This is a genomic window from Pseudomonas sp. SJZ131 (genome assembly GCF_007828705.1).
Lineage (GTDB): Bacteria > Pseudomonadota > Gammaproteobacteria > Pseudomonadales > Pseudomonadaceae > Aquipseudomonas > Aquipseudomonas prosekii.
Map to the genome: position 1 here is coordinate 371716 of NZ_VIVC01000005.1, position 19832 is coordinate 391547.

General features: G+C 58.7%; 19 protein-coding genes. 8 read left to right on the forward strand and 11 right to left on the reverse strand.

The genetic code is table 11. The annotated features are described in order from the left end of the window. Positions 1 to 124 precede the first annotated feature (124 nt). The 5 genes from FBY12_RS22665 to rplM all read right to left on the reverse strand — a co-directional run bounded on the left by FBY12_RS22665 (position 125) and on the right by rplM (position 3811). Positions 125 to 904 carry a cytochrome c1 gene (locus tag FBY12_RS22665; protein WP_092278181.1) on the reverse strand — a complete coding sequence of 260 codons (780 nt, stop codon included), beginning with the start codon at positions 902 to 904 and terminating at the stop codon, positions 125 to 127. Then, positions 904 to 2115 (reverse strand): cytochrome bc complex cytochrome b subunit, encoded by a 1212-nt coding sequence (locus FBY12_RS22670; RefSeq protein WP_092278179.1) that lies wholly within the window; start codon positions 2113 to 2115, stop codon positions 904 to 906. The genes FBY12_RS22665 and FBY12_RS22670 overlap by 1 nt, the downstream gene beginning before the upstream one ends. Then, positions 2115 to 2708 carry a ubiquinol-cytochrome c reductase iron-sulfur subunit gene (petA, locus tag FBY12_RS22675; RefSeq protein WP_007905300.1) on the reverse strand — a complete coding sequence of 198 codons (594 nt, stop codon included), beginning with the start codon at positions 2706 to 2708 and terminating at the stop codon, positions 2115 to 2117. Before petA ends, FBY12_RS22670 begins: the two co-directional genes overlap by 1 nt. A 267-nt stretch (positions 2709 to 2975) precedes the next feature. Then, entirely contained in the window at positions 2976 to 3368 is a 393-nt protein-coding gene (gene rpsI / locus FBY12_RS22680) for a 30S ribosomal protein S9 (protein ID WP_003216038.1), read from the reverse strand. A 14-nt stretch (positions 3369 to 3382) separates the two neighbouring features. Then, the gene (gene rplM, locus FBY12_RS22685) at positions 3383 to 3811 is read right to left on the reverse strand and encodes a 50S ribosomal protein L13 (RefSeq protein ID WP_092278175.1); all 429 of its coding nucleotides are present in this window, start codon (positions 3809 to 3811) and stop codon (positions 3383 to 3385) included. Between the two features lie 248 nt (positions 3812 to 4059). Between rplM and FBY12_RS22690 the strand changes: the two genes are divergently transcribed. Next, the gene (locus FBY12_RS22690; protein WP_145256068.1) at positions 4060 to 5100 is read left to right on the forward strand and encodes an NADP(H)-dependent aldo-keto reductase; all 1041 of its coding nucleotides are present in this window, start codon (positions 4060 to 4062) and stop codon (positions 5098 to 5100) included. A 102-nt stretch (positions 5101 to 5202) separates the two neighbouring features. Here FBY12_RS22690 and FBY12_RS22695 read toward each other — a convergent pair whose 3' ends face one another. Further along, positions 5203 to 6339 carry an acyl-CoA dehydrogenase family protein gene (locus FBY12_RS22695; protein WP_145256071.1) on the reverse strand — a complete coding sequence of 379 codons (1137 nt, stop codon included), beginning with the start codon at positions 6337 to 6339 and terminating at the stop codon, positions 5203 to 5205. A gap of 244 nt (positions 6340 to 6583) precedes the next feature. Between FBY12_RS22695 and FBY12_RS22700 the strand changes: the two genes are divergently transcribed. From FBY12_RS22700 to FBY12_RS22720, 5 genes are all read left to right on the forward strand, one after another. Then, on the forward strand, positions 6584 to 7480 hold the full coding sequence (locus FBY12_RS22700) for a GlxA family transcriptional regulator (RefSeq protein WP_178111799.1): 897 nt from the start codon (positions 6584 to 6586) through the stop codon (positions 7478 to 7480). Positions 7481 to 7771: 291 nt separating this feature from the next. Then, positions 7772 to 9715: an FAD-dependent oxidoreductase gene (locus tag FBY12_RS22705; protein WP_145256074.1), complete on the forward strand. Its 1944-nt coding sequence runs from the start codon at positions 7772 to 7774 to the stop codon at positions 9713 to 9715. 153 nt (positions 9716 to 9868) lie between these two features. After that, a complete protein-coding gene (locus tag FBY12_RS22710; RefSeq protein WP_121733301.1) occupies positions 9869 to 10756 on the forward strand; it encodes a nitrilase family protein in 888 nt (295 codons plus the stop codon). 16 nt (positions 10757 to 10772) lie between these two features. Beyond that, positions 10773 to 11975: a threonine/serine exporter family protein gene (locus FBY12_RS22715; RefSeq protein ID WP_145256077.1), complete on the forward strand. Its 1203-nt coding sequence runs from the start codon at positions 10773 to 10775 to the stop codon at positions 11973 to 11975. A gap of 77 nt (positions 11976 to 12052) precedes the next feature. Next, positions 12053 to 13030 (forward strand): asparaginase, encoded by a 978-nt coding sequence (locus tag FBY12_RS22720; RefSeq protein WP_145256081.1) that lies wholly within the window; start codon positions 12053 to 12055, stop codon positions 13028 to 13030. 195 nt (positions 13031 to 13225) lie between these two features. Here the strand turns inward: FBY12_RS22720 and zapE are convergent, their stop codons facing one another. The 3 genes from zapE to FBY12_RS22735 all read right to left on the reverse strand — a co-directional run bounded on the left by zapE (position 13226) and on the right by FBY12_RS22735 (position 16421). Continuing rightward, on the reverse strand, positions 13226 to 14320 hold the full coding sequence (zapE, locus tag FBY12_RS22725; RefSeq protein WP_092278159.1) for a cell division protein ZapE: 1095 nt from the start codon (positions 14318 to 14320) through the stop codon (positions 13226 to 13228). A 91-nt stretch (positions 14321 to 14411) separates the two neighbouring features. Beyond that, entirely contained in the window at positions 14412 to 15767 is a 1356-nt protein-coding gene (locus FBY12_RS22730) for a tryptophan--tRNA ligase (protein ID WP_121733304.1), read from the reverse strand. Between the two features lie 24 nt (positions 15768 to 15791). Further along, positions 15792 to 16421 carry an alpha/beta hydrolase gene (locus FBY12_RS22735; RefSeq protein ID WP_145256084.1) on the reverse strand — a complete coding sequence of 210 codons (630 nt, stop codon included), beginning with the start codon at positions 16419 to 16421 and terminating at the stop codon, positions 15792 to 15794. Positions 16422 to 16565: 144 nt separating this feature from the next. Here FBY12_RS22735 and FBY12_RS22740 point away from each other — a divergent pair, with 144 nt between their 5' ends. Then, positions 16566 to 17000 (forward strand): YhcB family protein, encoded by a 435-nt coding sequence (locus FBY12_RS22740; RefSeq protein WP_092278153.1) that lies wholly within the window; start codon positions 16566 to 16568, stop codon positions 16998 to 17000. Positions 17001 to 17418: 418 nt separating this feature from the next. Here FBY12_RS22740 and FBY12_RS22745 read toward each other — a convergent pair whose 3' ends face one another. Next, the gene (locus FBY12_RS22745; protein ID WP_145256086.1) at positions 17419 to 18150 is read right to left on the reverse strand and encodes an OmpA family protein; all 732 of its coding nucleotides are present in this window, start codon (positions 18148 to 18150) and stop codon (positions 17419 to 17421) included. Positions 18151 to 18248: 98 nt separating this feature from the next. After that, on the reverse strand, positions 18249 to 18905 hold the full coding sequence (locus tag FBY12_RS22750) for an MBL fold metallo-hydrolase (protein WP_145256088.1): 657 nt from the start codon (positions 18903 to 18905) through the stop codon (positions 18249 to 18251). A gap of 141 nt (positions 18906 to 19046) precedes the next feature. Between FBY12_RS22750 and FBY12_RS22755 the strand changes: the two genes are divergently transcribed. Further along, positions 19047 to 19817, forward strand: a complete 771-nt coding sequence (locus FBY12_RS22755) for a protein phosphatase 2C domain-containing protein (RefSeq protein WP_145256091.1) — start codon at positions 19047 to 19049, stop codon at positions 19815 to 19817. Positions 19818 to 19832 lie beyond the last annotated feature (15 nt).

Consider the following 19832-nt stretch of genomic DNA (forward strand, 5'->3'; position numbering starts at 1 on the left):
TTATCGTAAGCGGAAAAACGAGCGCGCCCAGAGGGCGCCTCCCGTAACGTCTGCATGCAGACTCGTTACACTTTCAGAGGCGCCCTTGGGCGCGCGCGATTAACAGCAATTGCTTGAAGCTTTATCAGTGCACATCTTTCCAGTATTCGCGCTTGAGCAAGTAAGCGAATACGAAGAAGAACGCGAGGTATAACAGAACATACGTACCAATGCGCTGATGCTGCAGCTTAACCGGGTTAGCCGAGTAAGCGAGGAAGGTTACCAGATTCTTGACCTTCTCATCGAACTGCTCTTCGGTCAGGGTCCCGGTTTTCGGCACGATGGTCATTTGATCGCACGCTTCATGGGTCAGAGGTGTACCGGTCAGCGGATCATATTGCTTCTTGCCATCCTCGACGACCTGCACCTGTTTGCAGCCGATCACCTGACGACCTTGCAGGCCGACGAGCACGTTAGGCATGCCGACGTTCGGGAACACCTTGTTGTTCACGCCCCACGGACGCGATGGATCTTCATAGAACGAACGCAGGTAACCGTAGAGCCAGTCGGTGCCACGTACACGGGCCACCAGCGTCAGGTCTGGCGGTGCGGCACCGAACCAGGTCTTGGCGTCTGCCGGCTGCATGCCGATGTTCATGTGGTCGCCGATCTTGGCGCCGGTGAACACCAGATTGCTCAGCATCAGATCGTGAGGAATGCCCAGATCGTCGGCCACGCGCTCATAGCGCTGGAACTTGGCACTGTGGCAACCCATGCAATAGTTGGCGAACGTACGTGCGCCATCCTGCATGGCCGCTTTATCGGAAACGTCGATGTCGACACTTTCCAGTTCCGCACCATGTTCGGCAGCGAAAGAAAACACAGGCAAAGCAGCAAGAATCAGTACAGCAAATAGCTTTTTCATCAGCCAGTCACCCTTTCCGGAACCGGTTTGGTCTTCTCGAGCCTGGTGTAGAACGGCATCAGAATGAAGTAGGCGAAGTACAGGAAGGTACACACCTGCGACAGCAACGTGCGCCCTGGCGTCGGGGCCAATACGCCCAATACACCGAGGATCACGAACGAAATGCAGAACAACCACAGCCAGATCTTGCTCAGCCAGCCTTTGTAGCGCATCGACTTGACCGGACTTCGGTCGAGCCACGGCAGGACGAACAGCACCGCAATCGCCGCGCCCATGGCGATAACGCCGAGGAGCTTGTCCGGGATCGCCCGCAAGATTGCGTAGAACGGCGTGAAGTACCAGACCGGAGCGATGTGCTCTGGGGTCTTGAAGGCGTTGGCCACTTCAAAGTTCGGCTTCTCGAGGAAGTAACCGCCCATTTCCGGGAAGAAGAACACGATCGAACAGAAGATGAACAGGAACACCACGACACCGACGATATCTTTCACGGTGTAGTACGGGTGGAAGGCAATGCCGTCCAGTGGTACGCCGTTCTCGTCCTTGAATTTCTTGATGTCGACGCCGTCCGGGTTGTTCGAACCGACTTCGTGCAGCGCCAGAACGTGCAACACCACCAGACCGAGAATCACGATCGGCAGGGCGACCACATGCAGCGCGAAGAAGCGGTTCAGGGTGATCCCGGAAATCAGGTAGTCACCACGAATCCACTGGGTCAGATCGTTGCCGATCACCGGAATCGCGCCGAACAGCGAGATGATCACCTGGGCGCCCCAGTACGACATCTGGCCCCACGGCAGCAGGTAACCCATGAACGCTTCAGCCATCAGCGCCAGGTAAATCAACATGCCGAAGACCCACACCAACTCCCGCGGCTTCTGATACGAACCGTAGAGCAAGCCACGGAACATGTGCAGATAGACCACGATGAAGAACGCCGAGGCGCCGGTGGAGTGCAACAGACGCAAGATCGAGCCGTACTCGACGTCGCGCATGATGTATTCGACGGAGGCAAACGCTTCTTCCGCCGACGGGGTGTAGCTCATGGTCAGCCAGACACCGGTGACGATCTGGTTGACCAGAACGAGCAGTGCGAGGGAACCAAAGAAATAGAAGAAGTTGAAGTTCTTCGGGGCGTAGTACTTGCTGAGATGGTCTTCCCACATTTTGGTCGCGGGAAAGCGCGCATCAACCCAATCCATGAACTTGCTCATCACGCTTTCTCCGTATCGACGCCAATGACAATGATGTCATCGGTCTCATAGGAATGCGGGGGAACTGGCAGGTTCAAAGGCGCAGGTTGCGACTTGTAGACGCGGCCAGCCAGATCGTAGTGGGAACCGTGGCAAGGGCAGAAATAACCGCCTACCCAGTCTTTGCCCAGATCAGCAGGTGCCACTTCAGGGCGGAAAGTCGGCGAGCAACCCAGGTGCGTGCAGATACCGATCAGCAGCAGGACCTCTGGCTTGATCGAACGCGTTTCTGGATCGACGTAGGTCGGTTGTGTCGAGTTCTTGGAGGTCGGGTCAGATAACTGGCCCTCGATCTTTTTCAGATTGCCCAGGATTTCCTCGGTTCGGCGGACAATGAACACCGGCTGACCGCGCCACTCAGCAATCATCTGCTGACCTGGTTCGATTTTGCTGACATTCACCTTCACCGGTGCACCTGCGGCTTTCGCCTTGGCACTGGGAAACCATGACCCCACGAACGGGACCGCAGCCCCCACCGCTCCTGCAGCACCCACCACGGATGTGGCTGCTACCAAGAAGCGACGCCGGCCTGCATTCACGCCGTCATTGCTCATTCAGTCCTCTCCCATCAGCTTTGTGGCCTGTTAAATCAGGCATCTACTAAGTTAAATCTATGTACTTATAAAAATTTTGCCGAATGGTAATGAAAAGCCCCAATCCTGACAAGGTAATTACCCAAGGGCTCCAGTGCCAAGCCTTGCAGTATAGGGGCTCTACGGCTGTGGCAAGTTGTCACAGCGCAATTCTTTGATAAAACGCAGGCATAAAAAAACGCCCGGCTCCGTGAGGAGCAGGGCGTTCTTTTTGAACGTGTAAGCGAATTAACGCTTCGAGTACTGCGGACGCTTACGCGCTTTACGCAGACCAACTTTCTTACGTTCAACTTCACGAGCATCGCGAGTAACGAAGCCAGCTTTGCGCAGAGCGCCACGCAGGGTTTCGTCGTACTGCATCAGTGCGCGAGTGATACCGTGGCGGATTGCGCCAGCTTGACCACTTACACCACCACCGATCACGGTGACGTAGATGTCGAACTTCTCGACAGTCTCAGTCAGTTCCAGCGGCTGACGAACTACCATGCGGGCAGTTTCGCGGCCGAAGAAATTTTCCAGGGTGCGGTTGTTGATGGAGATGTTACCAGTACCCGGACGCAGGAAAACGCGTGCGGTTGCGGTCTTGCGACGGCCAGTGCCGTAATTTTGAGTCGCCGACATAATGAACTATTCCGTTAAAACTTCAGTTCTTGGGGCTGCTGAGCAGCATGAGGGTGAGCAGCGCCCGCATAGACTTTCAGCTTGCGATACATGTCGCGACCCAGTGGGCCCTTCGGCAGCATACCTTTAACCGCGATCTCGATCGGGGATTCAGGCTTCTTGGCGATCAGTTTTTCGAAACTGATCGACTTGATGCCACCCGGGAAACCGGAGTGGGAGTAGTAGATTTTGTCGGTGGTTTTAGCACCGGTTACACGAACCTGCTCGGCATTGATAACGACGATGTAATCGCCGGTGTCAACGTGAGGAGTGTACTCGGCTTTATGCTTGCCACGCAGACGGCTCGCGATTTCGGTAGCCAGACGACCCAGGGTCTGACCAGCGGCGTCGACGACAAACCAGTCGCGCACAACTGTTTCTGGTTTTGCAGTAAAAGTTGTCATTCTTTAATAGCCTCAGGGGCCGCCCTGTAAATTAGACGGCGGATCTTACTGAATAGTGCGTGCTTTGACAAGTCAAAGGCAGCCGGATACAGACGCTATCGGGGGCTCGGGTCGGCGCGTCCGTTCAACGGCAAGATCTCTTCCGCAGGCGGCGCATCACTTCCACTGCATAAAGAGGTGGGCAATTATGCAGATTGCGAAAAAATATTCAACCTGCTTTTATGATTGTTTTGCCCAAGGAGCACCCGATGGATTATCGACAGCTAGGCCGAACCGATCTGAACGTGAGTGCAATCTGCCTCGGAACCATGACCTGGGGCGAGCAAAACAGCGAGGCTGAAGCCTTCGCCCAGATTGAACGGGCCAAAAGCGCCGGGATCAATTTCATCGATACCGCCGAAATGTACCCCGTGCCACCCAAGGCCGAAACCTACGCCACCACCGAGCGCTACATCGGCAATTACTTCAAGAGTCGCGGCGATCGTGCCGACTGGATCCTCGCCAGCAAGATCGCCGGCCCGGGCAACACCATCGACTACATTCGCGACAAAAACCTGCGCCACAACCGCCAGCACATCACCGAAGCCGTGGACGCCAGCCTCAAGCGCCTGCAGACCGACTACATCGATCTGTATCAATTGCACTGGCCGGAACGCAGCACCAATTTCTTCGGCCAGTTGGGCTACAAGCACAAGATTGAAGCCAACCTGACGCCGCTCGAAGACATCCTCGAAGCGCTCGACGAACAGGTCAGAGCCGGCAAAATCCGCCACATCGGCCTGTCCAACGAAACGCCGTGGGGCACCATGCGCTTCCTCGCCCTGGCCGAAGCCCGTGGCTGGCCGCGCGCGGTGTCGATCCAGAACCCGTACAACCTGCTGAACCGCAGCTTCGAAGTCGGCCTGGCGGAAATCGCCATTCGCGAACAGTGCGGCTTGCTGGCCTATTCGCCGCTGGCGTTTGGTTTCCTGTCGGGCAAGTACGAAGGTGGCGCGCGTCCGCCGAAGGGCCGTCTGAGCCTCTACAGCCGCTTCAGCCGCTATTTCAATGCGCAATCCGAGGCAGCGTGCAGCCGTTACGTGGCGTTGGCGCGGGAGCACGGTCTGGATCCGGCGCAGATGGCGTTGGCCTTCGTCACCCAGCAACCGTTCGTGACCAGCAACATTATTGGCGCGACCACGCTGGAGCAACTCGACAGCAACATCGCCAGTTTCGACCTGAAACTTTCCGATGAAGTGCTGGCGGGGATCGAAGCGATTCACAAGGATCATCCGAACCCGGCGCCTTGATCGATTCATAGCCCCAATCGCGAGCAAGCTCGCTCCCCCATTGGAATGCGATCAATGTGGGAGCGAGCTTGCTCGCGAAGGCGCCCGCCCAGCCACCTCAGGTCAAAGCGACCGCGCAATAATCTCCTTCATGATTTCGTTGGTCCCCGCGTAAATCCGCTGCACCCGCGCATCCGCCCACGCCCGCGCGACCGGGTACTCCCACATAAATCCGTAACCGCCATGCAACTGCACGCATTCATCGAGAACCTTGCATTGCAGGTCAGTGCCCCAGTATTTGGCCATCGCTGCGGTCGGCACATCGAGCTTGCCCTGCAAGTGCAACTCCAGGCACTTGTCGACGAAAACCCGACCAATCTGAATCTCGGTGGCCATCTCGGCGAGTTTGAAACGGGTGTTCTGGAATTCCGCAATTGCCTTGCCGAACGCCTTGCGCTCGCGGGTGTAATCCAGCGTCCACTGCAGCGCCGCCTCGGCCGAAGCCAAGCCGCCAATGGCCACCGTCAGGCGTTCCTGCGGTAATTCCTGCATCAGATAAGCGAACCCCATCCCGGCCTGACCCAAAAGATTTTCCTTGGGCACGCGCACGTCCTGGAAGAACAATTCCGAGGTGTCCTGCGCCTTCATTCCGACTTTTTCCAGACGTTTGCCCTTGGCAAAACCCGGCGTGTCGGCTTCTACCAGAAACAGGCTGGTGCCCTTGGCGCCGGCCTTCGGATCGGTCTTGGCGACGACGATCACCAGGTCCGCGAGATAACCGTTGGTGATGAAGGTTTTCGAACCGTTGATCACGTACTCATCGCCGTCCAGCACCGCGGTGGTTTTCACCCCTTGCAGGTCGGAACCGGCGCCCGGCTCGGTCATGGCAATCGCCGTAACCATCTCCCCAGACACCAGTTTCGGCAGGTATTTGTGCTTCAGCGCTTCGCTGCCGTAATGCAGGATGTACGGCGCGACAATATCCGAATGCAGCGAAAAACCGATCCCGGTCAGGCCCAGACGGCCAACTTCTTCAATCACCACTGCGCTGTAGAGAAAGTCCGCGCCGAGCCCGCCATATTCCTCCGGCAGATGCGAACAGAGCATCCCCGCCTCCCCTGCCTTGTTCCACAGTTGGCGGTCGATGTAGCCCTGTTTTTCCCATTGCCCATGGAACGGCACGGCCTCTTTTTCGAGGAACGTTCGCACACTGTCGCGAAAGAGTTCGTGCTCGGAGCTGAACAAGGTTCTGGGGATCATGCGGCACCTGTGGTTTTTATTAGCCGGGATGGACCTCCAGAGCCTAAGCCGCGCGTGCGCGACAGGACACTGGACACATCAGACAAAAAATAAGACGATCCAGCCGTCTGGTGACCACTTTCCCCTATAAGAATAAAGTTGAATTATGTCTAACCAAGTCTCCACGCCCCTGCGGCGCGTCAGTATCCTGGCTATCGACCGGGTTTTCGCTTCCACCCTCATGCAAGCCAAGGATTTCTTCCACTTGGCCAGCCTGCGCTACGGCAAACAGCTGGGCCACGGCCTGACACCGGCGTTCGAAACGCGGCTGGTCAGCCCCGACGGCAAACCGGTGAACAGCTTCAGCGACGTGATCATGCCGGTCGACGGCGGCCTCGAAAACGCTGACATCATCGTCCTCCCGGCGTTCTGGGATGACTTCGACACACTCTGCAAACGTTATCCACAAGTGCTGCCGTGGCTGCGCGAGCAACACGCACGCGGCGCAGTGTTGTGCGGCGAAGCCACCGGGGTGTTCTGGCTCGCCGAGGCCGGGCTGCTCGACGGCAAGGAAGCGACCACTTACTGGCGCTTTTTCAACGCATTTGCCGAGCGCTTCCCGCGCGTTCAACTCAATCAGGACAAACACCTGACCGACGCCGACAACCTGTTCTGCGCCGGCGGCACCACCTCGGCGTGCGACCTCTACATTTACCTGATCGAACGCTTCTGCGGCGCCAACGTCGCCCAAGCCGTGGCCCGCGACATTCTTTACGAAGTGCAGCGCAGTTATGCGCCGGGCCGCATCGGCTTCGGCGGGCAGAAGCTGCATCAGGACGTAATCATCCTGCAGATCCAGCACTGGCTCGAAGAACACTTCGCCGACAAATTCCGCTTCGAAGACGTCGCGCGCGAACACGGCATGAGCATCCGCAACTTCATGCGCCGCTTCCAGACCGCCACCGGTGACAAACCGCTGCATTACCTGCAACGCCTGCGCATCGAAACCGCCAAGGGTTTGCTGTCCGGCAGCCGCAAAAGCATCAAAACCATCAGCTACGAAGTGGGCTACGACGACGCCAGCTTCTTCGCGCGCCTGTTCCGTCAGCACACAGAACTGTCGCCGAACCAGTACCGGCAGCAGTTCCAGCAAGCGGCTTGAGGCCAACCACCCTCCAGAAATGCAGGAGCGAGGCTGCCCGCAAACGCTCTCAACGTAGGAGCGAGGCTTGCCCGCGAAGGCAGTGTGTCAGTCGAAACTTTATCGCCTGACACTGCGCTTTCGCGGGCTAGCCTTGCTCCTACAGGGTGACTTCGCAGCGCGCCTGAAGAGGTATTTTTCCCACATAACAAACGGAATTCAGACCCTCTACGCGCGGCACTTGGCTGATATCCGCCGCCCGCTCGATCCCTCAAGATCTTCCCCAGTCAACATCATCAGGGAAGATCGACAATGACCATCGGCTCAGGCTACAGCTACCCGTCATCCGTACTCGGCAGCCATCGAACCAAGCGCTCGGCCAAAGACAAGTGGAAAGCGCGTTTTCCCAATCCACCCGACTTGTGTTTCGACTATCGAGCACTGGTCGAACAGGAAAACGGCATCGCCAAGGCAACTGACCTGCAACACAAAATCTGCATCATCGGTGCCGGTGTCACTGGGCTCACGGCGGCACGCGAACTGTACCGATGCGGCTTCACCGACATCACCTTGATCGAGCAAGCCCGACGCATCGGCGGCCGCCACCTGACGGTTGCCGGAAGCGCGAAATCGAGCAAACCGCATACACCGTTTGAAATGGGCGCGATGCGTATGCCCTTCTTCAACCGCGCTGGCGAAGCAGCCACGGAAGGCCGCTCGCTGATGGCTTACTACGCCAAAGCCTTCGACCTCGCGCATGCAGACTTCGCCAATCCCGGCAGCCAATGGGTCAGCTCGACCGGGATCTATCTGCGCGAAGGCAGCCTGGGCGACGGGCCGAGCCCACACATGCTGATCTGGAAGAACGCTGATGGCCAGACACCGCCACCCGGCGCAGACCTGCAAAGGGTTTATGCGAAGTGGAAAGCCTTCGCCGACCGCATGACCCGCCACGTTGCAAACGTTTACGCCAGCGAAGCGTGGGAAGCAATGTGGGCCGCCATTGTCGAAAAATACCAAGGTGTATCTTTCCGCGATCTGGTACGCCTTCCGGTCCTGTCAGCCTGCGATGAGCACGCGCCGGGGGATTTCGGTGGAATGGGCATGTCACCAGAAGAGTCGGCGATTTTCTACGCCATCGGCATCGGCGACGGCAGTTGGGGAGCGTTTTACGACGTCTGCTCGCTCTATCCATTGCGCACCGCCATTTTCGGGTTCAGCAGCCGATTGCAATTGATCCTCGGCCGTGTGGACGCGATGGGCGAGCCGCTGGATTCGCCAAGTTTGCACGACGAAGCGGTTTTCGACTCCAGAGGCCTGAGCTTCGAACGCCCGCGCTACATCGGGCTCGCCGCGCTCAACGAATGCCTGCTGTTCATGCGAACCGAGGAAACCGCGAAGTCTTTCTACGAACACTGCGCGGAACGAGGCAACGGCTTGCTCACCGACTCCTCCGTGACGAAACTGCAAAAATTGCCGAACCAGAAAATCCGCGTTTACTACGACTGGAAACACAGCCAACCCGAGCACGCGCTGGAGCAGTTCGATGACTTCGACTCAGTGATCATGACCCTGCCCTCCTGGCTGATCGAAACCCGGATCCGGCTCGAAAACTTCACCGAGCAGATGCTGCCCTTCGCGACCATCAACGCCTATAAAACCGCGCACTGGGAGACCAGTTGCAAAGTCTTCGCACCGTTAAAAAAATCATTCCTGTCGAAGAACACCAATATCCCGCAAGCCATCGTCACCGACAGCTTCATCCACGATGTCTACACCTATCGCTACAACGACAACTACAGCTACGACTGCATTTTGCTCAGTTACACCTGGGAGGATGACGCCAGCAAACTCGCCCTCTTCAGCGACAAGGAGCTGGTCACCCGCTGCGCCAATGAACTGGACCGCATTCTGATGAACTCGGCCAATGTCCAGGAAAAAATCTCGCCGTACATTGGCCTTGATCAAGCCGTAGTGCATCGCTGGATGAGCGATAAAAATGCGCTGGGTTGTGCCAAGTTGTACCGGCCTGGCACTTACTACGATGCGGTGAGCCTGATGAAGTACAACCGCGACTTCGGGCACGTGTCGGGCCTGTATTTTTCCGGTGAATCATTCTCGGTGGATGCCGGCTGGACCGAACCGTGTTTTCGCGGTGCCGTGGATGCGGTCATCCATATTTGCAGCAAGACCGCCGCGACCTTTAACGGTGGTTTTGCGCTGAGTGACTACCCGCATTACGTCGTCAGGAGCTAATCGCCCTGACGCACTGCCCGCAGAACAATTTGTACTTAAGGATAAGGACTACAAGTTAAACGGAAGTGGCTGACTTACACGCTTTTGCCGATTCGACTCTTATGAACACGCCAATCCAACAGCGTGAACAACAATAAAAAGAGGTCATCGGGAATGAGTGAGCCAACCAGCCCTGTTCGTGTAGCAGTCGTGCAATTCGATCCACAAGTCGGGCTAGAGAACCGCGAAGCCAATCTGCGCAACACCCTGGATTTAGCGCTGCAAGCAGCCAATGACGGCGCAAATCTGATCGTGCTGCCGGAGCTTTCAACCACGGGTTACTTTTTCAACAATCGGCAGGATGCGTTTGCGCATTCAGAGGCCGTACCCGCTGGCCCGACCGTGCAGAGCTGGGTGAATTTTGCTCGCCAGCACAACGTTTACCTGGTCGCCGGGTTGACCGAACGCGACGGCGCGCAGCTGTTCAACACTGGCGTGCTGGTCGGGCCTGACGGCTTTATCGGCAAGTACCGCAAGGCGCATTTGTGGAACCTGGAAAAACTCTGGTTCACCCCTGGCAACACGGGTTTCCCGGTGTTCGACACACCGATCGGCCGCATCGGTCTGTTGATTTGCTGGGACATCTGGTTCCCGGAAGTGCCGCGCATTTTGAGTCAGCAAGGCGCCGACATTATTTGCAGTTTGAACAATTGGGTATGGACCCCGCCGCCGCTGTTCGATGACGCCGGCAAGTGCATGGCGTCGTACCTGACGATGACCGCGGCGCACGTCAACAATGTGTTTATCGCGGCGGCGAGCCGGATTGGCGAAGAGCGCGGGGCGCGTTACCTCGGTTGCTCGCTGATCGCCGGCACCAACGGTTGGCCGATTGGTAAGGTCGCGTCGGCGGACCAGCAGGAAATCCTGTTTGCCGACATCGACCTCACCAGTTCGCGCAGTGCGCCGATCTGGAACAGTCTCAACGATTTGCATCGCGATCGCCGCGCCGACCTGTATGACGCGATGCTCGGTTACACCCAGCACCCTTGTCTGCCGCGCTGATAAGGGGCCATGACTGATGGAAAACACAAAAGCGCAGAACCGCCTGGCCGGCAGGTCACCGCTGGACGTAACGATCATCTGGTTGTTGATCGGTACCGCCCTGTTGATCACCTGGCTTTCATTCACTTACCGCACAACCTGGTCCGCGCATTGGCCGGACTACAGTCACATGGTAACGAGCCTGCCGGAGCCGAGTGCCTGGTTGCGCTGGATCATCGGCGACATCAGCGAGGTCGCCTTCTACAAACATGAGTTCGCTTCAATCGGATTGCTCGCAGGCGCCTACCTCGCCTATTGGGCCAATCGCACCGGTAAAGCCTGGCAAGGCTTTGCGATCAGCTACGGCAGCGGCTTATGGCCATGGCTGGTCACCAGTTCGTTGCTCGGGCTGCTGCTGAGCAACCTGCTGTGGGGCTGGACCGTTACGGCCACCAGTTGGCAACCGACATTTGCCGCGTTTGTGTCGTTGCCGGCAGCGATGGTGCTGATATTCGGCGGCGGTTGGAAGGTCGCGATCAACGGCGCAATCATGGGCGCGGTGTTTGTCACGCCGTTGTGTTTGCTGATCGTCAATTACGTGTGCAATCCGCTGGGGCTGCCGGTGGTAATCGGCAACGTCACGGGCATGGCTGTCGCCAGCGTCGGCGCTTTTTTGCTCTGTCGTTACGTGCCGGGGTTGGTGAAGTCCGACTGGAGCGCAGAGCCAGCCACTGCTGCGCCCTCGCCCGTCGTCGCGAAAACACCCGACTACGGCGTTGTATGGACGTTACGCCGGGTATTGGCGGACTTTTCCGAAGCGCCGTTCTTCGGCAATGAATGGGCCAGCCTCGGGTTGATCGCGGGCGCCTTGCTGGCGTTCACCTTGAACCCGACCAGTCCGGTGTATGGCACAGGTCTGCTCCCGCAATTGCTCGCGGCGCAGGCGTTGACCTCGCTGATCGGCGTGCTGATCTGGCGTCGCCACTGGATGGTGCTCGGCTGGTATCCCACCTACGTTCCATTGGTCTCGGTGGTGCCGGCCGCGGTTCTGACCCACGGCGGCACTCTGGAGGTCATGGTGATGGGCGCGCTGCTCGGCGCATTGATCGCGCCTCCGCTCGCCTGCGCGATCAGTAAACGCCTGCCGTCGTACATGCACGGTTTTATCGGCAATGTGTTGTCGATGGCCATCAGCACACTGCTGATCATTCCGTTTATCGGAATGCTGATCGCTCAATGATGCGCGTCGCCCTGGGGCTGTATCTCGCAGACACTGCGGATACAGTTCCTTCTCCTGACAGGCAATCGAGGTATCACATGGACCTGCCCAAACTGGCCATCGCAGCGCTCGGCGGCACCGTAAGCATGCAAGCCAGCCATGCCGGTGAAGGGGTTATCCCGACCGTCAGCGGGGAAACCTTGCTGCAATCGTTGCCAGAGTTATCGACGCTGGCCCGGATCAACGTGGAAACCCTCGGCCTGCTGCCCAGCGCTTCACTGGATTTCGAGTTCCTGTTGAGCGTGTTGCACTGGGCCAATGAGCAAATCAGCCAAGGTGCGGTGGGTGTGGTCATCACCCAAGGCACCGACACGCTCGAAGAAACCGCGACGTTCTTCGATTACCTGTGGAACCACAATGAGCCGTTGGTCGTGACCGGCGCCATGCGTTCAGCCGCCCAGGCCGGCGCGGATGGCCCGGCGAACTTGCAGGATGCCTGCCGCGTCGCACTGGCAGAAAACAGTCGTCATCGCGGTGTTCAGGTGGTGATGAACGGGCAGATTCACGCAGCCAATGCGGTGCGTAAAATCGATTCGCTGGCGCTGCAGGCGTTCGCCTCACCGGTGTCCGGCCCGGTCGGCCTGCTCATCGAAAACACCGTGCGCTATCTGCGCCCTCCCGCGCAGAGACGGGTTTTGCCGATGCCGCAACGCTGTGCCAAAGTCGCACTGCTGGAAGCGTCGCTGTCCGCCGACACGTTGTTACTCGAGAACATTGTCGATCTGGGCTACGACGGTTTGGTAATCGCGGGTTTCGGCGCCGGGCATGTTTCCGGGCAATGGGCGGCGGTGATCGAAGGCATTACGCAGAAAATCCCGGTGATCGTCGCCACGCGCACGGGGTCGGGCTCAACCGCGCAGTGCTCTTATGGTTTTATCGGCGGCGAGATGGACTTGATCCGCAAAGGTGCAGCAATGGCCGGATTTCTGTGCCCGCGCAAGGCGCGAATCCTGTTGTGGCTGCTGATCGGTTGCCAGCGACAGGGGGATTTGGCGCGTTACCTTAAAGATGAGTGAGATCTCCCAGCGAACCCATTCGCCAAAGTAGGATCGAGGCTTGCCCGCGAAGGCGGTGTGTCAGTCGAAACTTTTTTGCCTGACACCGCGCTTTCGCGGGCAAGCCTCGCTCCTACAGGGGGCGGTGCTGGATCGGGAATTTCGACATAAAAAAAGGCCTGCATGTGCAGGCCTTTTTCATGTTCCGAAGATGCCCTAAGGCTTGTGCGCGCGCGACAGGAATTCGTGCGATTGCATTTCCAGCAGACGGCTGAGCGTGCGCTGGAATTCGAAGTTCAGGCGACCGCCGGTGTAGAGGTCTTTGAGTTCGACTTCGGCCGAGATGATCAGCTTGACGTTACGGTCGTAGAACTCGTCGACCATGTTGATGAAACGCCGGGCGATGTCGTCGGTGGTGACGCTCATCTGCTCGACGCCGCTGAGCAGCACGGCGTGGAAGATCTTGCCGAGTTCGATGTAATCGTTCTGGCTGCGCGGGCCGTCGCAGAGTTCGCGGAAGTCGAACCACGCCACGTCATCGCAGGTGCGCAAGGCACGGATTTCGCGGTTTTCGATGATCAGTACATCGTTTTCGATGGCAGCGGTGCATTCCGGCGTCAGCGCGCGGAAGCTTTTGCGCAGGCTTTCGTTGGATTCCTCGTTGAGCGGGAAGTGGAACAGCTCCGCTTGCTCGAGGTGGCGCAGACGATAATCGACGCCGCTGTCGACGTTGACGATGTCGGTGTTCTGCTTGATCAGCGCAATCGCCGGCAGGAAGCGCGCGCGTTGCAGGCCGTCCTTGTACAAACCGTCGGGAACAATGTTCGAGGTCGCGACCAGGGTCACGCCGTTTTTGAACAGTTCTTCCATCAACGTGCCGAGAATCATCGCGTCGGTGATGTCGGACACGAAGAATTCATCGAAACAGATCACCCGCGCTTCATCGGAGAAACGCTTGGCAATGATGGTCAGCGGGTTTTTCTCGCCGCCGAGGGTTTTCATTTCTTCGTGCACGCGTTTCATGAAGCGGTGGAAGTGCGTCCGCACCTTTTCCTTGAACGGCAGCGCTTCGAAGAACGTATCGACCAGGTAAGTCTTGCCACGGCCAACGCCGCCCCAGAAGTACAGGCCCTTGACCGGCGCCTGATCTTTCTTGCCAAACAGTTTGCCGAACAGGCCCGGCTTGACGTTCGAGGCCGCGACCAGATCGTCGTACAGGCGCTGCAAGTGACGCACGGCAGTTTCCTGCGCGGCGTCATGGAAGAAGTCCGGGCGTTTCAGATCAGCTTGATATCGTTCTAGGGGCGTCATAATTCGTTAGCAAGGCAACAAAAACGGGCCGTCACTGTAGCGACGGCCCGGGGATATGGCAATCGGCCCTTGGTCGGGTCGAGCCGCTGATTTATTCCTGAACCGGTGTCAGTGCAACGCGCAAGGCCTCGATGGCCACGTCGCGTGCGGCGCTGTCAGCAAACTCTGGGCTGTCGCCGACACACTCGCCTTGCAGCCAGACGCTGAAGCTCAAGTCCTCGCTGCGCACGTCCAGTGGTTGGCCGGCTTGAAGTTGTTTGGTCACCTGACCGGCGGATTTACCGTCGGCGAAGTTGCGCGACAGCAGCAACTGCTCGCCATCGGCGGCCAGCAAACGGAAGCGGAAACTGCCGTCGTCCTCGCGGAAACTGACAAAACGCGCGGCTTTCGCGGCTTTCTTCTTAGTGGTCGCCGCGACTTGGGTCTGCGCCACGAAAGACCGCAGGCCGACCGCTTCACGCAATTCCTGAAGGAACGGCGTGGCCACCGAACGGGCCTTTTTGGCGCCGATTTGCAGCATGTCTTCGAGGTCTGCCGGGCGTTCGATCAACTGGTGATAACGCTCGCGGGACTCACCCAGTTCGCTGTCGAGCAGCTGGAACAAACGATTTTTCGCTTCGCCCCAGCCCAGGCCCTGCAACAGTTCGCTGCGGAATTCGTCGGACTGCGCCGGGGTGGCGAAGGCTTGGAACAAGGTGAACAGGTGCGAATTGTCCGGGTCCTTGGCTTCGCCCGGCGCGCGCGAATCGGTGACGATCCGCGAAATCGCGTCTTTCATTTCCTTGGCGCTGCTGAACAACGGAATGGTGTTGTCGTAGCTCTTCGACATCTTGCGACCGTCGAGGCCTGGCAGCGTGGCGACGCTTTCTTCGATCAGCGCTTCGGGCATGGTGAAGAATTCTTTGCCCTGACCAAACAGATGGTTGAAGCGCTGGCCGATGTCGCGGGCCATTTCCACGTGCTGGATCTGGTCACGACCGACCGGCACTTTATGCGCGTTGAACATCAGAATGTCGGCCGCCATCAGCACCGGGTAGCTGTACAAACCCATGGTGATGCCGGCGTCCGGGTCTTCGCCAGTCTCGACGTTCTTGTCCACCGAAGCCTTGTAGGCATGCGCGCGATTGAGCAGGCCTTTGGCCGCAACGCAGGTCAGCAGCCAGGTCAGCTCGGGGATTTCCGGGATGTCGGACTGGCGGTAGAAGGTCACGCGGTCGACATCGAGGCCACCGGCCAGCCAGGTCGCGGCGATTTCCAGACGCGAGCGCTGGATGCGCAGCGGGTCATCGCATTTGATCAGGGCGTGGTAGTCGGCCAGGAAATAGAACGAATCGGCATTGCTGTCGCGGCTGGCGAGGATCGCCGGGCGGATAGCGCCGGCGTAGTTGCCCAGATGCGGCGTGCCGGTAGTGGTGATGCCGGTGAGAATTCGGGTACGGGTCGTCATGGGTAATCGCTTGTCAGACTGCAATCAATTCGAAAGACGCGGCAGGATAAGATCCTTGAGATCGGTCAGCTTGCCATGAAAAAAGTGTCCGCATTCTGCCACTTTCAGCAGCTCATGGGGGCGTTCGAGTTGCTCGGACCAGTCGTAGACAATTTGCGGATCGATGACTTCGTCGGTTTCAGGCTGGATCAGAGTCACCTCGCCGTGTTGCGGCAGCTGATCGTGATCACCGAGGCGCATAACTGCGGGTGCGACCATGAACAGATGTTTCAGCTGTTCGCCCTGCGCTTCCAGGCGTCCGCCGAGACTTGCTGCAACAAATCCACCGAAAGAGAAACCGAACAGCGTCAGCGGCAGATCCGGGTGTTTGGCCCGCAGCCACGCGGCGACGGCTTGGGCATCGTCGACTTCGCCGGTGCCCATGTCGTGCGTGCCGGCGCTGGCGCCGACGCCACGATAGTTGAAACGTAAAGTAATCAGCCCGGCGTCGCGCGCCGTGCGCTGCAACGTCGACACAACTTTGTTGAGCATGGTGCCGCCCTGCACCGGGTTCGGATGGCAGATCAGCGCGATGCCGCGAGGTTCGTCGCTGCCCAGGTAAAGGGCTTCCAGTTGGCCGACGGGGCCATCAATCACTACAGGGGTTTCGCGCATAAGCAAGGAAGGAACTCCGTGACCTCGAATCGGGTCGACTCGTCTAGCAAATTGTCTGTGCCGATCTATTGCGAGTACATCGCGGTATACAGCGCAGGTTCGAGCCGTTAACGTAAAGCAAAGCCGTTTATAGAGGAAGGACTCGTGGAACACTCGCTCTTAGTTTGGTTGTTGCCGACTCTTGCCCTGGTTGTGGGTGTCGCCATTGGATTCCTGATCGCTCGTCTGGTGCCGAACGCCGCGCCTAACCGCACGCAACGTCAGCTGGATGATATTCAGGAACGTTTCGACAGTTATCAGAACGAGGTGGTTACCCACTTCAACAGCACTGCCACGCTGGTCAAGAAACTGACTGCGAGCTACCAGGAAGTGCAGGATCATCTCGCCGAGGGTGCCAACCGTCTGGCCCTGGACGAGCAGACTCGCCAACGCTTGCTGGCTGCGCTGCACGCCGACGCTGCTGTGGCGCCACGGGAACGCCTGACGCCGCCGCGCAATCAGGAACCGCCTCGCGACTACGCTCCAAAAGCCCCGAACGCACCGGGCATGCTCGATGAGCATTACGGCCTGAAGAAGTAAGCAGGTTTCGCGCGATACAAAAAGCCCTCGGATGATCACTCGTCCGAGGGCTTTTTTGTGGTTGATCCGAAATCTGCGCTGCCCTGTCGGGCCTCATCGCGGGCAAGCCTTGCTCCCACAGGAGTCGTGTCAACCTTGCTCCTACAGGAATGGCGTTCGTCCATGACTACTCGATCCACTGTGGGAGCGAGCCTGCTCGCGATGGGGCCGTGTCAGGCGATATTGTTGTCGTCTGACACGATGCCTTCGCGGGCAAGCCTTGCTCCCACAGGAATGGCGTTCGTCCATGACTACTCGGTCCCTGTGGGAGTGAGCCTGCTCGCGATGGGGCCGTGTCAGGCGATAGTGTTGTCGTCTGACACGATGCCTTCGCGGGCAAGCCTTGCTCCTACAGGTATGGCATTTGTCCATGGGTACGTTACGGGTATTGCTGCACGGAGCCTTGCTGCTGGTCGGCGCCGTATTGCTGGCCCGGGATGGCTTTGAGGTTGACTTCGACGCGGCGGTTTTGCGCGCGGCCGTTGACGTCGCCGTTGCTGGCAATCGGGTTGTCCGGGCCGGCGCCGCGGGCCGAGAGGTTGGCGCCGCTGACACCTTGCGAGGTCAGGTAAGTCGCTACGCTCTGCGCGCGACGCTGCGACAGGTCCATGTTGTGCTGACGGCTGCCGGTGCTGTCGGTGTAGCCGACGATTTCGATCTGGTTCTGGCTGAACTCTTTAAGCGAACCCGCCAGATTGTTCAGCGGCTGATAGAAGCTCGAAGCGATATTCGCCGAATCAGTGGCGAACGTGATGTTACCCGGCATGATCAACTTGATCTGATCACCCTGACGCTGCACTTCAACGCCGGTATTGGCCATGCTCGCGCGCAGTTTCTTCTCTTGCTGGTCGGCGTAATAACCGTAACCGGCCGCCGATGCACCCACCACCGCAGCGCCAATCAGCGCGCCTTTGCCACGGTTGTTATGGTCAATCGCCGCGCCGGCCAATGCGCCCGCGAGAGCCCCGAGGCCACCGTATTTGGCGGTTTTGCTCACGCCTTGGGAACCGCCATCGGCTTGTCCCTGGTTGTCGTAAGGATTAGGTGAAGCGCAGCCGGACAACAGGGCCACAGCAGTTGCGACAATAATCAAACGCTGCTTGGTGAACATGAAGAGCTCCTACTTTTGCATTCTGATATGCAGGACCAAGGCATCGGCCTATGCGGGCTTTTGATCGTCGTCGCGGGCAAAAATTCCCTGCTGCCCGGTCATGCCCGCACAAACGGGTTCTCGCGCATCTCATCGCCCAGACGCGTGTCCGGGCCATGCCCGGTGACCACGGTCGCGTCCTCGTCCAGCGTGTACAAACGCTGCTTGATCGAACGCACGATAGTCGCCTGATCGCCGCCCCACAAATCCGTGCGCCCTACCCCGCGCCGAAACAGCGTGTCCCCGGCAATCAACAGTTTCGCCTCGGAAAACCAGAAGCTCATCGACCCAGGCGTATGCCCCGGCGTGTGAATCGCCACGCCACAACCGCACGCCAGTTCCTCATCGTCGTCCAGCCAGCGGTCCGGCGACGGCACTGGCACGTAAGGCACGCGAAACATCTGGCATTGCATTTCCAGGTTGTCCCAGAGGAATTGATCTTCCTTGTGCAGGTGCAGGGTCGCGCCGGTTTTCTCCTTCAACTGCCCGGAGGCGAGAAAGTGATCCAGGTGCGCGTGGGTGTGGATGATGCTCACCACCCGCAAACCCAGGGCATCAAGGCGTGCGAGGATCAGTTCGTGATTGCCGCCCGGATCGACCACGATGGCTTTTTTGCTGATCGGGTCGCCAATGATCGTGCAGTTGCACTGCAACGGACCGACGGGGAAAGTTTCGCGGATAAGCGCGGTATTCGGGGTTTGGGTGGTGGGCTGCATGGGTTTGATCCTGGTGCCTGAGCGCGGTGCTGCGGTTGTGATCCGCAAAATTGATAGGGTATCCTCGCGCCCCGCCTGTTTTGATACAAGACGGCAGCAAGCACGCGCGCTGTTTTGCCCCGCGCTGGAAACGATCCGACCATGTCCGAGCTCACGATGAACTTCAGTACCAAAACCGCCTGTGCATTTGTTGCAGGTCGCGCGCAGCTTCAGACTGACACGCCTGGCCGGGCCTACGCCGCCGCCCGCGAATCCAACGACGTGACGTGCATTGCCGCGGCCGACGGCGCGAGCTTCAGGGCTCACTCCGCCATCGGCGCGCAGGTTGCGGTCACCGCAGCGCTGGGTTTCGTCTGCAAGAACTTCGAAAGCCTTTGGCAAAACATGGACAAGCATAACGCCAAAGCCGCCCAGCGCCTGGTCAATCGCTGCCTAGATGCATTTCGACGCAAATCGAACAAGCTCGCCTGCGATAGCGGCGAACTGGGCTGCAGTTTGTCGTTTGTCGCCTATTCCGGCGGACGTTATCTGGCCGGCCATTTGAGCGACGGCTTGATGGTGAGCGTTGATGCTGCGGGACAACTGCAAACCCTGTTTGCCGCAGAAACCGCCGAGCATGCCGCTGCCAAGCCGTTGCTGACCGAGCCGAAAGCGGCGTCGCGTCTCAAGTTGATGCGTGGGCCGATTGAGGCCCTGACCGGCTTCGCGCTCATCAGCGAGGGCAGCGCGCAAAGCCTTTGTGACGATGGCGTTCCGGCCCCGGCGATCCTGCAATGGCTGGAGTCGAATGCGACGTTGCCGCGCAAGAAAATCAAATCCGCGCTCGCCGACAACTTGCAGCAACTCGCCTCCGATCACGACAGCGCCATCGGTCTGTTGTCGCTGCGCCTGCGCGAAGCGCTGCCTCAATAGGTGAAAGCCTCTGAC

What these genes read in the sequence shown, in the direction of transcription:
- FBY12_RS22730 (WP_121733304.1), bottom strand. Translation starts at nt 15,767, where the DNA reads ATGACGACCCGTACCCGAATTCTCACCGGCATCACCACTACCGGCACG.
- FBY12_RS22720 (WP_145256081.1), top strand. Translation starts at nt 12,053, where the DNA reads ATGGACCTGCCCAAACTGGCCATCGCAGCGCTCGGCGGCACCGTAAGC.
- FBY12_RS22695 (WP_145256071.1), bottom strand. Translation starts at nt 6,339, where the DNA reads ATGATCCCCAGAACCTTGTTCAGCTCCGAGCACGAACTCTTTCGCGAC.
- rpsI (WP_003216038.1), bottom strand. Translation starts at nt 3,368, where the DNA reads ATGTCGGCGACTCAAAATTACGGCACTGGCCGTCGCAAGACCGCAACC.
- FBY12_RS22715 (WP_145256077.1), top strand. Translation starts at nt 10,773, where the DNA reads ATGGAAAACACAAAAGCGCAGAACCGCCTGGCCGGCAGGTCACCGCTG.
- FBY12_RS22670 (WP_092278179.1), bottom strand. Translation starts at nt 2,115, where the DNA reads ATGAGCAAGTTCATGGATTGGGTTGATGCGCGCTTTCCCGCGACCAAA.
- zapE (WP_092278159.1), bottom strand. Translation starts at nt 14,320, where the DNA reads ATGACGCCCCTAGAACGATATCAAGCTGATCTGAAACGCCCGGACTTC.
- FBY12_RS22665 (WP_092278181.1), bottom strand. Translation starts at nt 904, where the DNA reads ATGAAAAAGCTATTTGCTGTACTGATTCTTGCTGCTTTGCCTGTGTTT.
- FBY12_RS22710 (WP_121733301.1), top strand. Translation starts at nt 9,869, where the DNA reads ATGAGTGAGCCAACCAGCCCTGTTCGTGTAGCAGTCGTGCAATTCGAT.
- rplM (WP_092278175.1), bottom strand. Translation starts at nt 3,811, where the DNA reads ATGACAACTTTTACTGCAAAACCAGAAACAGTTGTGCGCGACTGGTTT.
- FBY12_RS22705 (WP_145256074.1), top strand. Translation starts at nt 7,772, where the DNA reads ATGACCATCGGCTCAGGCTACAGCTACCCGTCATCCGTACTCGGCAGC.
- FBY12_RS22750 (WP_145256088.1), bottom strand. Translation starts at nt 18,905, where the DNA reads ATGCAGCCCACCACCCAAACCCCGAATACCGCGCTTATCCGCGAAACT.
- FBY12_RS22755 (WP_145256091.1), top strand. Translation starts at nt 19,047, where the DNA reads ATGTCCGAGCTCACGATGAACTTCAGTACCAAAACCGCCTGTGCATTT.
- petA (WP_007905300.1), bottom strand. Translation starts at nt 2,708, where the DNA reads ATGAGCAATGACGGCGTGAATGCAGGCCGGCGTCGCTTCTTGGTAGCA.
- FBY12_RS22745 (WP_145256086.1), bottom strand. Translation starts at nt 18,150, where the DNA reads ATGTTCACCAAGCAGCGTTTGATTATTGTCGCAACTGCTGTGGCCCTG.
- FBY12_RS22690 (WP_145256068.1), top strand. Translation starts at nt 4,060, where the DNA reads ATGGATTATCGACAGCTAGGCCGAACCGATCTGAACGTGAGTGCAATC.
- FBY12_RS22735 (WP_145256084.1), bottom strand. Translation starts at nt 16,421, where the DNA reads ATGCGCGAAACCCCTGTAGTGATTGATGGCCCCGTCGGCCAACTGGAA.